Below are 12,414 nucleotides of genomic sequence, written 5' to 3' on the forward strand. Positions count from 1 at the left end.
TTTGTTTTATCACAGGTCGTGATCTTTGTTTACTATTTCCTGAATTGTAACACCCTGGTGATAGCGCAATGGCTGAGAGAGATCTTCTCCGGAGCCGATCATGCCCCCATCCCGCGCCGTCCCCCCGCCACATGTCGAATGGCCGACCGTCATCCTGGCCGGCCTGTGCTACGGCGGATGGGCGCTGGCTGTCTTCTGGCTGGCGCAGCTGAGCCCCTGGCTGTCGGTTCCGGTCCTGGCGCTGCTGCTGGCGCTGCATTCATCGCTGTCGCACGAGGCGCTGCACGGGCATCCCTTCCCGAACCGGCACTGGAACGAGGCGCTGGTGGCGCTGCCGCTGGGCCTGTTCGTGCCCTACGCCCGGTTCCGGGACCTGCACCTGGAGCATCACCGGGATTCCGACCTGACCGATCCCTATGACGACCCCGAGACGAACTACCTGGATCCGGCGGTCTGGCGCGCGCTGCCGCCCTGGCGCCGGCACCTGGCGCGGGCCAACAACACGCTGCTGGGGCGGATGGTGCTGGGGCCGGCCATCGGGACGATCAGCTTCGTGGCGGCCGACCTGGCGCGGATCCGGGCGGGGGACCGGGCGGTGGCCCGGACCTGGGTATGGCACATGCTGCTCGGCGCGGCGGTTCTTTGGGCCGTGGCGGCGGGGCCGATGCCTCTTTGGGCCTATGTACTGGGGTCCTATGCCGGGTTCGCGATCCTGAAGATCCGGACCTTCGCCGAGCATCGCGCGCATGAGAAGGTGCGCGCCCGCACGGTGATCGTCGAGGATAGGGGGCTTCTGGCCTTTCTCTTTCTGAACAACAACCTGCACGTGGTTCATCACATGCATCCCCGCGCGCCCTGGTACGCGCTGCCGCGCCTTTATCGGGCGCGGGCGGCGCATTACCGGGCCTGCAACGATCACTACGTCTTCCGCAGCTATGCCGAGCTGTTCCGGCGTCACTTCCTGCGCGCGAAAGACCCGGTGCCGCATCCGCTCTGGCCGACGGCCTGAAATAGGGCCATAGGGACCGCATGGCACTCTGGATCCCCGTCACAATCGCCGCCGCGGTCTTTCAGACCCTGCGGTTCATGCTGCAGAAACACCTCTCAACCGGGCAATTGTCGGCCGCGGGCGCGACGTTCGCGCGCTTTGCCTATTCGGCGCCGATCGTCCTGGTGCTGACGGCGCTGTGGCTGGGCGCGTCAGGGCAGCCCGTGCCGGAGATGGATGGGCGGTTCTGGGCCTTCGCTCTGATGGGCGGGCTGGCGCAGATCCTGGCGACGGTCTGCGTGGTGCTGTTGTTCAAGCAGCGCAACTTCGCCGTGGGCATCACCTTCAAGAAGACCGAGGTGATCCAGACCGTCTTCGTCGGGCTGATCCTGCTGGGCGAAGGCGTCAGCGGCCCGGCCTTCGGCGCGATCCTGCTGGGGCTGGTGGCGGTGCTGCTGCTGTCGCGCACGCCTGGCAGCGCCAACAGCTGGTGGACAGACCTCGCGGCCCCGGCGACAGGGCTTGGCCTGGCCTCGGGCGTGCTCTTCGCGGTCTCGGCGGTCAGCTACCGCGGCGCATCGCTGCAGCTTGATATGGCCGAACCCGCCCTGCGCGCAGCGGTGACACTGGCTGCGGTGACGTCGAGCCAGATGATCGGCATGGGGCTGTGGCTTGCCTGGCGCGACCGGGCCGAGCTGGCGGCGGTCTGGCGCGCGCGGCGCGTGGCGGTCTGGGTCGGGCTGATGTCGATGGGCGGCTCGTTCTGCTGGTTCTTCGCCTTCACGCTGCAGAACGCGGCCTACGTCAAGGCGCTGGGCCAGATCGAGCTGATCCTGAGCCTGCTCGCTTCGATCCTGGTGTTCCGCGAGAAGGTCACGGCGCGCGAGATCGGCGGCATGGCCCTGCTGGGCGTGTCGATCCTGGCGCTGATCGTGGCGGTCTGAGCCCAAGGGCCCGGGTGGGCCGGCGCACGTCCCCGGTGCGGCGCGGGCCTTCGGTCCATTGACGCAGGCCCCCACGACATCCGGGCCATCGAAGACAGGCCGTCATCCGATCTTCACCCGTGGGACAAGACGAGGTCCAAAGGTCCGATCCAGGCCGCTGCCATTGCGGATGAACGCGCCACGCCCTGTCTTCACCTTTGGAAAAATACTCGGCGCTTTCGCCTGACCGGGGTGCCGTCCTGGCAGAAGAAGGCGCGCGCGTCCCGGTCTCCGCCTCAATCCTCCGGCATCGGACGGCCGCGCAGGCGCAGGAACAGGCTTTGTTCATCGTCGTTGCGGAAGAACGGCACGCTGGCCGGCGGGTTCGGGTCGTGCAGGCGGGCGCCGACCTCGGCCAGGGCGACCTCGGTGATGAAGGGCAGATCGACCTCGCGCGCCGTGGCCAGCGGCACCCATTGCAGATGCGACAGCTCGTCCGAGGCACGGGAAAAATCGTCAAGGTCTCCCCGGATCATGGCCGCGTCCACCAGGAAGAACCGCGCGTCAAAGCGGCGCGGCCGGCCCGGCGGGGTGATGGCGCGGAACACGAATTGCAGCGCCTCCGCCGAGGGGCGGTGGCCGGTGGCGGCGAAATCAGCCCAGTCGGCGGGCACCGGCCCGCCCCAGGCGCCGGGATGGCCCAGCACCAACCCCGTCTCTTCCCAGAGTTCGCGGATCGCCGCGACCGCCAGGGCTGTTTCCAGCCCCGCGGGCGCGTCTTCGGCAAGCCGGTCCAAGCAGGGGTGGGGCACCGGATGGACCAGCGGGATATCCGCATCCCCGGGATCCAGGGCGCCCCCGGGAAAGACGAACTTGTTGGGCATGAAGGCCGCCCTTGCGCCGCGCTGCCCCATAAGCACGCGCGGCTGCGTCCCGAGGTCGCGCAGGACGATCACCGTCGCTGCATCGCGCACGGCCGATTTGTCCACGGGTGCGTCGGCGGCCCCAGTTGCAGGGCGTGTCGAGGAAGAGCCCCCGGTCGAGGGTGCATCGGCGGCAGTCATGGTGTCTCCTCCGTGGCGCAGGGGCGGCACGGAGGTGTCAGCTTGAGCGGCCGAAGCCGTGCAACATCCGCGCCCATTGAAACCCGATCATGGCCCCCTTCAGCCTTGGCAGAAGGTAAAGCGACAAGGCCACGCAGCCAACCGTGAAAATGGTGAAAAGCACCATGGGCTCGGGCCGCCAGGTTTCGAATACGAACAGCAGCAGCGGCGCCATCAGGTGGCCGACGAACAGGATCGTCAGGTAGGCCGGCCCGTCGTCGGCGCGGTGGTGGAACAGCTCTTCGCGGCACACCGGGCAGACCGGGGTCACCGTCAGGTAGCCGCGCAGAAGCGGTCCGCTGCCGCAGCACGGGCATTTCCGGCGCCAGCCCTTTATTATGGCGGGCCAGACCTCGCGCTCCTCGTCCCCCGTGCAATTGCTCACGGAAGACGGCGCCGTCCCCGGGGGGGCCCGGTCGGTGCTGATGTGCTGTATGAGTTCGCTCATGTCGGTCTCGTTCACCTTTCGCACAATGTGGGATGTCAGGCGCTATCAGGAAAGGTGCCATCTGGCCATTGCGTCGGGATGTCGCGAAAGCTTCGATTTTTTTTTGGATCCGGCGACGGAATTGCCCCGGAACTGCGTTGATGGGATATGATCGGGCGGAACACGGCCGCCGGTCCAACGACATGCACACGACCCGAAAGGATCAAGGCAGATGATTAAGCAGTTCGATCTCGCAGGCAAGGTTTTCGCAGGCACTCTGGGCACCCTTGTGCTTGCCTCCGGTGCAACACAGGCCGTGGGAGAAGGGCTTGGCGGGCAACGCGACGTCTCTTTCGAGCAGCTCGACGCCAATGGCGACGGCGAGGTGACGCCGGCAGAGATGCGCGCGAGCGGCGCGGCCCGGTTCGAGGAGGCCGACACGAACGGTGACGGCAAGCTGAGCTTCGACGAGCTCGAGGCCCAGGCCCAGGACAATTACAAGCGCTTCATCGGGCTGCTGATCGCGCGTGCCGATGCGGACAAGGACGGCATGCTGACCCTGCAGGAGATGCGCGATGCGGCGCCCGGACGGCACAAGGCCTTCAATGACCTGGATTCCGACGGGTCCGGGGGCTTGAGCCGCGAGGAGATGGCCGCGGGAATGCAGAAGTTCCGGCAGGGCCGTGCCGGTCAGAGAGCCGACCAGGGCTGAGCGTGAGGTCCGCGTGCGGCATCTTTCCGGACGCCCGGAGCCGTCATGTGCCGCGGATCCGCCCGGCGTGACGGACCCGACGGACCCGGACGAGGAGGCGACCTTGCTGGCCGCCTTCGCAAACGGCGATCACGCTGCCGCGGCGGCGTTGACCGAGCGGCTGACCCCGCGTGCCTTCGGGTTGGCCTATCGCCTGACGGGGGACCGGGCCGAGGCCGAGGACATCGCTCAGGAGGCCATGGTGCGCCTTTGGCGCATGGCGCCGGACTGGGAGCCGGGCAAGGCGAAGGTCAGCACCTGGGTCTACCGGGTGGTGACCAACCTGTGCCTGGATCACAAGCGGCGGCGCAAGGGCCGCGACGGAGCGCTGGAAGATGCGCCGGAGCCCCTGGACGAGGCGCCGAGCGTGCCGGAACAGATGCAGGACAAGGCCCGCAGCGCGGCGCTGCAATGGGCGCTTGACCAGATGCCGGATCGGCAGCGGCTGGCGGTGGTGCTGCGGCACCTGCAGGATCTGCCGAACCCTCGGATCGCCGAGGTGATGGAAATCAGCGTGGAGGCGGTCGAAAGCCTGACCGCCCGGGGCAAGCGGACGCTCACGCAGTTGCTGCGGGACCGGAAAGGGGAACTGGGGTACGAAGATGATTGACGACGATGACGAATTCGACCGGCTGGTGGCCCCCGTCCTGGCGGCGGCCCGGGCCGAGGATGCGCGCCTGCCCGAGGGGCTGAGTGCCCGGGTGCTGGCCGATGCGGCCCGTGTGCGCGAGGGCTGGCAGGCCGGGGCCCGTGCCGCCGCGCCGGCGCCGAAACTGTCGGTCTGGCAGCAGCTGATGGGCGCGCTTGGCGGGGTTCCGGCACTGGGCGGGATGATGGCCGCCTGCGCGACGGGCATCTGGCTGGGCGCCGCACCGCCGCAGCAGTTCGACCCGCTGGGCTATGTGGTCAGCACCAACACGGTGCTGGGTTATTACACCGACATGCAGGATGCGATCCTGGGAGGGGAGGCGCAGTGATGCCGGACCCCGCCTCTCGCCCCGCGGCGCCGGGCACGAAGCCCTGGCTGCGCGTGGTCCTTGGCCTGTCGCTGATGCTGAACCTGCTGATCGTGGGGCTGGTTCTGGGGGCTGTGATCCGCTTTGGCGGGCCGGGAGAGCGGCCGCCGCCGCCGACCGGCGTGGCGATGTTCCGGGCGCTGCCGTCCGATGACCGCCGCGCGATGCGCGATCACCTGCGCGAGGCGCTGCTGCCGCCCTCCGATCGTCGCAGCGAGGCGGAGGACCTGGCCGAGGTGCTGTCGGCCGATCCGCTGGACGACGCGGCGCTTCTTTCGGTGCTGGATCAGCATGCGGCGCGGCGCGAGGCCTTCCAGCAGGAGCTGCGTCAGGCCTGGCTGGGCCACGTGACGACAATGACGGCCGATGAACGTGCGGCTTACGCGGAGCGGCTGGTGGAGTTTTCCGATCAGCATCGGCATCCGGAACACGGGCGTGAGGATCGCTAGGGGCGGTCGAGGTTCTTTTGGGACTGCTCGTCCGGCCTTTCGGCCGGCCTCGCGAGGGGCCGCCGGTCGGGATTGATGTCGGTCAGTGCTGATGTCGAGCAGGGCGAAGAGCTGAGCGGGATCCGGATTGCAAGCTGCGTCGCACCCGGGCCCGTCCCGACAACCGGGACCGGGCCTTGAGCCGTGCCGGTGCCCGGTCAGGCGGCCGCGCCGACCACCGTCACCTTGTTTCGCCCGGCATGCTTGCTTTCATAAAGCGCGTGGTCGGCCTCGCTCAGCAGCCTGGCGATCCGGGGATCCTCGGGGTCGTCGGGGAAGCCCAGGCTGCCGTCGTCCCCGGCCGGGGGGGATATCACCAGGCCGATGCTTATGGTCACCCGCTCCGTCCGGCCCGTGGGCGCGATCGGGAAGGGGCGGCCGTTGATCGCCCGGCGCAGGCGGTCGGCGCTGCGCGCGGCGGCGGTGGGGTCGGTGTCGCGCAGGATGACTAGGAATTCCTCACCTCCGATCCGCGCGACCACGTCCTGGCGTCCGACCGCGTCGCTCAAGCGCTGCGCGGCCTCAACCAGCACGGCATCGCCGGCCAGGTGGCCATGGGTGTCGTTGATCCGCTTGAAGTGATCGAGATCCGCCATCATCAGCGCGAAGCTTTTCCCCGAGCGGGCCGAGTGGCGCAGCGTATGCGCCAGGTGCGGGATCGCGAAGCGCCGGTTGTAAAGCCCTGTCATCGGGTCGATCAGCGCCGCGCGCAGCCCGTCGCGCACGGTGGTGCGCAGCCGGTCCGACAGTTGCTTGCGCCGCAGCTGGGCCTGGATGCGCAGCGCCAGTTCCCCAGGCTCGAATGGGCCCTGCATCACGTCGTCGGCGCCCAGGTCCAGCGCATGGGCCGCGCCCTTGGGATCGCCGGGCGAGGTTACCGCGATCACCGCCGCCTCGCGCGTCGTGGGCCCCGCGCGCAGGTCCGACAGCAGCCGCAGCGCCGGTTGCGGCCGGCTGCCATCCACCGCGACGACCACCGCGTCGGGCGGAAAGTCCGCGCCCAGCACGGCCTGGCGCTGCGACAGGGCATAGCCCGCCACCGGCTGGTTCAGCTGACCGCCCAGGCCCTGGCACCAGGCAAAGGCGGTTTCGGGATCGTCGGCCAGCACCGCGATCCGGTCGCGGTTGCGGCCTGCCGGGGCGTCGCCCCGCCGATCGCCAAGCGGCGCGCGGGGCCGGCCGGCAGGCGCCCCGTCCAGCTGCATGGCCACCTGCCGGCCCTCTGCCACGCCGGAAAACCGCGCCGGCGCCTCGTCCAGGCCGGGAGGCCCGCCGTGACCGGCATCAGCAGGCGGCGCCAGGTCGAAATGCGTCGGGTAGGTTGTCGTGGGCGGGCGCGTGCGCAGGATCGAGCGCAGGCGTGCATGCAACATCGCCTCGTCCAGCGGATGGACCATCAGATCCGCCAGGCCGGCGCGCAGGGCGCCCTGCCGGTCCACGCAATCCCCGGCATGGGCGATGGCGACCACGGGGATCTCCCGGTCCGGGTCGGGGCCTTCCAGCGCTTCGCACAGGTCCGTCGCCACCCCGTCGGGCAGCGACCAGGCGGTCAGGATCAGGTCCGGCCGCTGCAGCCGGACCGAGGTCAGCGCCCCGCCGATCGTGGTGGCCTGGTCGATGTCGTAACAGGCCGGTTCCAGCAGGGCGTTGAGCACGATGCGATTCGTCGAAACGGCATCGAGGATTATGAGCCTTCCCTGCACGGGTCCCGCCTTTCCGGTCTTGCAATCAGGGTTGCCGCAGTCTTAATCACGCGAGTTAACAAACCCTTTCGTTTTCCCAGAAAGCGCGCAGATGGCATTTTCCCGCGACCAGGCCGAAACATTCGCCCTTCAGGCGCTCGCCTGGCTGGCCGCGAATGACGAGCTTCTTCCCGTCTTCATGGGCGCCACGGGCGCCGGCATGGACGATCTGCGCGAACGTGCCACGGACCCGGACTTCCTGGCCTCGGTGCTGGATTTCCTGCTGATGGACGATGTCTGGATCGTCGATGCCTGTGACGCGCTCTCGGTCCCCTACGAGACGCCGCAAGCCGCCCGCGCGGCCCTGCCCGGCGGCGAACGGATGCACTGGACATGACCGGTCCCGCGCAGATCGAGGCGGTGCTGTTCGACAAGGACGGCACGCTCTATGACTTCGGGAAATCCTGGAACGGCTGGTCGGGGATGATCCTCGAACACCTCTCCGGCGGTGACGAGGTCCGGGCCGAGGCGCTGGCCGGCGCCATTGGCTACGACCGGCAGGCGGGCTGCTACCTGCCGCACAGCCCCGCCATCGCGGGCACCAACGCCGAGGTCGCCGCCGCACTCGCCGGAGAGTTGCCGGGTGCCGACCTGGCCGCCATCGAACGCTTTCTCGAGGAAAGCGCGGCCAGGATCGAACTGCACGAGGCGGTGCCGCTGGCCGCCGTGCTCGGAGACCTGGCGCAGGTCGGGCTGCGGCTGGGCGTGATGACCAATGACCACGAAAGCGCGGCGCGGGCGCATCTTTCGCGGACCGGCGTGCTTGAGATCTTCGAATTCATCGCGGGCGCCGACAGCGGTTTCGGGGCCAAGCCCGATCCCGATCCCTTGCTGGCCTTCTGCACCGCGGTGCGGGTGCGGCCCGAGGCGACGGTCATGGTGGGCGACAGCACCCATGATCTGGTCGCCGGGCGCGCCGCGGGGATGATCACCATCGGCGTGCTGACCGGCATGAGCGGGCCGTCCGATCTCGCGCCCCACGCCGACGCCGTTCTGCCCGACATAAGCCACCTCGCGACCTGGATCGCCAGCCGCTGATCCGCTTCTAGTGGCCGCCCCGCAGTACCGGCTCATTCGGCTCGGTGGCCGGTGCGCCTGCCAAATGCGCCCGTCCCGGCCCCGAAACCGACATCGGGTGTCGGGAACGGGTCAGCAGCCGCCCGCCGAAATTGGCCTTCTGAAGCCAGAGCTTCCGGAGGATGCCATGGCGGATGGAGTATTGCGCAAGAAACGCGGAGGCGGGCGCGCCGCGCATATGGCCCGCCGCGGCACGGCCGCCATCGCCCAGATGCCCTGGGCCCCGCCAAGGAACATCGACCGCCCGACCGAGCCGCTGACCGACGAGGGCATCGCCGCGATCCACGAGGGCGCGATGCGCATCCTCGAAGAGATCGGGATCGAGTTCTACAATGACGAGGCGCTGGCGCTCTACCGAAAGGCCGGCTGCATCGTCGAGGGGGCCTGCGTCCGAATGGACCGCGACTTCGTGATGGAGATGGTCGGCAAGGCCCCCGACAGCTTTACCATCACCCCGCGCAACCCTGATCATACGATCGAGATCGGCGGCAACGCCCTGCTCTTCGGCAATGTCTCTTCGCCTCCGAACTACTGGGACCTGGAACTGGGCCGCAAGGTGCCCGGCACCCGCGCCCAATGCGCCAACCTGCTGCGGCTGACGCAGTATTTCAACTGCATCCACTTTGCCGGCGGCTACCCGGTGGAGCCGGTCGACCTTCATCCCAGGGAGCGCCACCTGGACGTGCTCTTCGACAAGCTCACGCTGACGGACAAGGCGATGCACGCCTATTCGCTGGGGCGCGAACGGGTCGAGGACGTTATGGAAATGGTCCGCATCGCGGGCGGCCTCAGCCACGAGGAATTCGACGCGACGCCGCGGATGTACACCAACATCAACTCCACCTCGCCGCTCAAGCACGACCACCCGATGATCGACGGCTGCCTGCGGCTGGCGCGGCGCGGCCAGGCGATCGTCGTCTCTCCCTTCACGCTGGCCGGCGCCATGGCCCCCGTGACCATGGCCGGCGCCGTGGCGCAGTCGATCGCCGAGGCGCTCTCGGCCATTGCGCTCTTCCAGTACGTGGCGCCCGGTGTTCCCTGCGTGATCGGCACCTTCACCTCCAACGTCGACATGAAATCCGGCGCGCCGGCCTTCGGAACACCGGAATACATGCGCTCCACCCAGATGACCGGCCAGATGGCGCGCTTCTACGGGCTGCCGCTGCGCTCTTCGGGCGCCTGCGCGGCGAATGTGCCGGACGGGCAGGCGGTGTGGGAAACGTCGAACTCGCTCTGGGCGGCGCTGCAATCCGGGACCCACATGGTCTACCACGCGGCCGGCTGGCTGGAAGGCGGGCTGGTGGCGAGCCCGGAGAAATTCGTCATGGATTGCGAGATCCTGCAGCAGATGCAGCGCTATCTCGATCCGCAGATCACCGCGACGACCGCCGACGACATCGCGCTCGACGCCATTGCCGAGGTCGGCCACCAGGGGCATTTCTTCGGCGTCCAGCACACCCAGGATCGCTACACTACGGCCTTCTACCAGCCCTTCCTGAGCGACTGGCGCAATTTCGAGGCCTGGCAGGCAGCCGGTGCCATCTGGACCCCGGAGCGCGCGCATATGATCTACAAGGACATCATCGCCTCATTCGAGGAGCCGCCGATGGATCCCGCGATCCGCGAGGAACTCGCGGCCTTCGTCGACCGCCGCAAGGCCGAGGGCGGGGCGCCCACGGACTTCTGACCTTGGGGCAGGGGCGGCGCCCCTGCCTGTCTTAGCCCGGTTCACGGCACAGTCGCCGGCCGTTTGCCGAAGACCTCTGCCCGCAACCGCTCCGCCCGCGGGCTTTGAGGCGGCTTCCTTTCCCACCGGCGGGCACAACATCCGCCTGCCCGCACCGGACCCGGACACGAAGGCACGTCCATAGTGTTTCACCTTTGTCCAAATACTCATGCCGACACCAGCCACCCGGCACGCCCCTCGCCCGTTCGGCGCACCCACCGCAACCGTGACCCGGGCCCCATTGGACCCGCGTGCACCCCGGTGTAGGCTTCCGTCCAATCCGAAGGGAGATCCCGCGATGTCGTCCACACCAACCGCGGCGCATGCGCTGCGCATGCGCCTGGCCCTGGCCGTGCTGGGCGGGCTCGCGGGCCTCGCGCTCTGGGCCCTGACCGAGGCCGACGGGCTGCAGGAGCACGCACCGGGTCTCTTCATTCTGTTGCTGGGCGGGCTGGGCACCTGGTCTGGCGTGGCGCTGGCGCTGGCGGGTCCCTTGCGGCTGGGCCGGGCCATGGCCGGGGCGCTGGCGTTCGCTCTGCCGGCGGGCGGGCTGCTCTGGCTGGTCGGCCAGCGCGATGTGGCCCCCATGGATGTCCTGGACGAGCCCGGCATCCTTGCCATCTTCTTCCTGATGATCTTCATCGCCACGCCCTTCCTCTCCGTTGCCCTGCAGCGCCAGGCGCCGCCGCTCGATTATCCCGACCTGTTCCAGACCGCCTGGGCCATCACCATTCGCTTCAGCGCCGCGCTGCTCTTCACCGGCGTGGTCTGGGGGCTGCTCTACCTCTCGGATGCGCTTCTGGGCATTGTCGGCATCGACGTGATCGAGGCGGTCCTGCGCCTCGACCCGGTGCCGCCCGCGATCACCGGCGCGGCACTGGGGCTGGGCATTGCCGTGATCCACGAACTGCGCGAGGTCGTCTCTCCGCTTCTGCCGATCCGCCTGCTGCGGCTGCTGGTCTGGCCGGTCCTCGCCGTCGTCGGCGTGTTCCTCCTCGCCGTGCCCTTGCAGGGGCTGTCGGGGCTGGTGGGGCAGCTGTCGCCGGCGGGCACGCTGATGGGTGTGGCGGCGGGCGCGATCCTTTTCATCACCTCCGCCGTGGGCCGCAATGCGGATGACGCGGTGCGCGCGGATCTGGGTGCGCGGCTGCTGTCGCTGTCGGTCCCCGTGATCACCGGCCTGGCGGTCTGGGCCGTGGCGATGCGGGTGCAGCAGTACGGGCTGACGCCCGAGCGGGTGCTGGCCGCCACCATCGCGCTGGTGCTGCTGATCTACGGGCTGGCCTATGCGCTCGCGGTGCTGCGCGGCCGCGCGGGCTGGATGGACCGGTTGCGGCGGGCCAACGTCTGGCTGGCGATGCTCTGCATCCTCGTCTGCGCGGCCTGGCTGACGCCGCTTCTGAACGCCGAGGCGCTCTCTGCCCGCAGCCAGGTGGCGCGCTTCGCCGATGGCCGCACCGCGGTCGAGGATCTGCCCCTGCGCCGGATGGACCGCGCCTGGGGCAAGGCCGGGCAGGCCGGGCTGGACCGGATGGAGGCGATGTCCGACCATCCCGGGCACGAGGCCCTGGCCCTGCGCATCGCCGCCATCCGCGAGGCCGGGCGGGACCGGGCCCCGACCGTGGCCGAGGCCGGCGGGGTCGACACGGTGGCCGCCGAACTTGCGGCCTGGTTGCCCGTGCGCCCGGAGGGCGCGGCGATGCCGGCCGAAGACCTCGCACGGATCAACGCCTACTGGCTTGGCGAATGGCATAACTGGTGTGCCCCGCAGCCCGATGCCGTGCCGCGCTGCGTCGTGGTCAGGGGACGCTTCGGCGCCGACCTGCCGGCCGAGGATCAGGCGATGATCCTGATGCCCGACGGCAGCGGCGGGATCCAGGCGCAGTACATCCGCTGGCCCGAGGCCACGGTCACGCCGCTTTATGACGGTCAGGACTTGCCCGTCGACGCGGTCAGGCGCATCCTGTCGGGAGAATTTTCGCTTGTCCCGGTGCAGATCGAACTGCTGGAGCTGGACGGCATCCGCATCGCGCCGGACCGTCTGCACGCCGACCGCACCCCGGGCGCCGAAGCCGCGCCCGAGACGGAGGACGCGCAGGACGAATAGGGAAAATTGCGCGCGTTGAGGCGGTGTTAACCACCGGCTTGCCAAGGTGGACCTGCTAACGGGTGA

General features: G+C 69.1%; 13 protein-coding genes. 10 read left to right on the forward strand and 3 right to left on the reverse strand.

What is annotated here, in order from left to right:
* Positions 1-100 precede the first annotated feature (100 nt).
* A complete protein-coding gene (locus ATO3_RS23305) occupies positions 101-1,009 on the forward strand; it encodes a fatty acid desaturase (RefSeq protein ID WP_088652292.1) in 909 nt (302 codons plus the stop codon).
* Positions 1,010-1,029: 20 nt separating this feature from the next.
* A complete protein-coding gene (locus ATO3_RS23310) occupies positions 1,030-1,932 on the forward strand; it encodes a hypothetical protein (RefSeq protein WP_088652293.1) in 903 nt (300 codons plus the stop codon).
* A gap of 275 nt (positions 1,933-2,207) precedes the next feature.
* On the opposite strand, the gene ATO3_RS23315 is transcribed toward ATO3_RS23310, so the two are convergent.
* Both ATO3_RS23315 and ATO3_RS23320 read right to left on the reverse strand, forming a co-directional pair.
* Positions 2,208-2,975, reverse strand: a complete 768-nt coding sequence (locus ATO3_RS23315) for an NUDIX hydrolase (protein WP_088652294.1) — start codon at positions 2,973-2,975, stop codon at positions 2,208-2,210.
* A 37-nt stretch (positions 2,976-3,012) separates the two neighbouring features.
* Entirely contained in the window at positions 3,013-3,462 is a 450-nt protein-coding gene (locus ATO3_RS23320; protein ID WP_088652325.1) for a DUF983 domain-containing protein, read from the reverse strand.
* Positions 3,463-3,673: 211 nt separating this feature from the next.
* On the opposite strand from ATO3_RS23320, the gene ATO3_RS23325 reads away from it, so the two are divergent.
* The 4 genes from ATO3_RS23325 to ATO3_RS23340 all read left to right on the forward strand — a co-directional run bounded on the left by ATO3_RS23325 (position 3,674) and on the right by ATO3_RS23340 (position 5,657).
* Positions 3,674-4,153 (forward strand): EF-hand domain-containing protein, encoded by a 480-nt coding sequence (locus ATO3_RS23325; RefSeq protein ID WP_088652295.1) that lies wholly within the window; start codon positions 3,674-3,676, stop codon positions 4,151-4,153.
* A 67-nt stretch (positions 4,154-4,220) separates the two neighbouring features.
* Positions 4,221-4,802 carry an RNA polymerase sigma factor gene (locus ATO3_RS23330; RefSeq protein WP_088652296.1) on the forward strand — a complete coding sequence of 194 codons (582 nt, stop codon included), beginning with the start codon at positions 4,221-4,223 and terminating at the stop codon, positions 4,800-4,802.
* On the forward strand, positions 4,795-5,169 hold the full coding sequence (locus ATO3_RS23335; RefSeq protein ID WP_088652297.1) for a hypothetical protein: 375 nt from the start codon (positions 4,795-4,797) through the stop codon (positions 5,167-5,169). The genes ATO3_RS23330 and ATO3_RS23335 overlap by 8 nt, the downstream gene beginning before the upstream one ends.
* Complete coding sequence (locus tag ATO3_RS23340; protein ID WP_088652298.1) at positions 5,169-5,657, forward strand: periplasmic heavy metal sensor; 489 nt, start codon at positions 5,169-5,171, stop codon at positions 5,655-5,657. Before ATO3_RS23335 ends, ATO3_RS23340 begins: the two co-directional genes overlap by 1 nt.
* A gap of 197 nt (positions 5,658-5,854) precedes the next feature.
* Here ATO3_RS23340 and ATO3_RS23345 read toward each other — a convergent pair whose 3' ends face one another.
* Positions 5,855-7,399, reverse strand: a complete 1,545-nt coding sequence (locus ATO3_RS23345) for a diguanylate cyclase domain-containing protein (RefSeq protein ID WP_088652299.1) — start codon at positions 7,397-7,399, stop codon at positions 5,855-5,857.
* 91 nt (positions 7,400-7,490) lie between these two features.
* Here ATO3_RS23345 and ATO3_RS23350 point away from each other — a divergent pair, with 91 nt between their 5' ends.
* The 4 genes from ATO3_RS23350 (at position 7,491) to ATO3_RS29485 (ending at position 12,348) form a co-directional block, all read left to right on the forward strand.
* A complete protein-coding gene (locus tag ATO3_RS23350; protein ID WP_088652300.1) occupies positions 7,491-7,775 on the forward strand; it encodes a DUF3572 domain-containing protein in 285 nt (94 codons plus the stop codon).
* Positions 7,772-8,476 carry an HAD family hydrolase gene (locus ATO3_RS23355; protein WP_088652301.1) on the forward strand — a complete coding sequence of 235 codons (705 nt, stop codon included), beginning with the start codon at positions 7,772-7,774 and terminating at the stop codon, positions 8,474-8,476. The genes ATO3_RS23350 and ATO3_RS23355 overlap by 4 nt, the downstream gene beginning before the upstream one ends.
* 166 nt (positions 8,477-8,642) lie before the next feature.
* Positions 8,643-10,202: a trimethylamine methyltransferase family protein gene (locus ATO3_RS23360; protein WP_088652302.1), complete on the forward strand. Its 1,560-nt coding sequence runs from the start codon at positions 8,643-8,645 to the stop codon at positions 10,200-10,202.
* A gap of 337 nt (positions 10,203-10,539) precedes the next feature.
* A complete protein-coding gene (locus ATO3_RS29485) occupies positions 10,540-12,348 on the forward strand; it encodes a DUF4153 domain-containing protein (RefSeq protein WP_088652303.1) in 1,809 nt (602 codons plus the stop codon).
* Positions 12,349-12,414 lie beyond the last annotated feature (66 nt).

This window comes from Marinibacterium profundimaris (assembly GCF_002210095.1).
In the GTDB taxonomy this organism is placed as follows: Bacteria; Pseudomonadota; Alphaproteobacteria; order Rhodobacterales; family Rhodobacteraceae; genus Marinibacterium; species Marinibacterium profundimaris.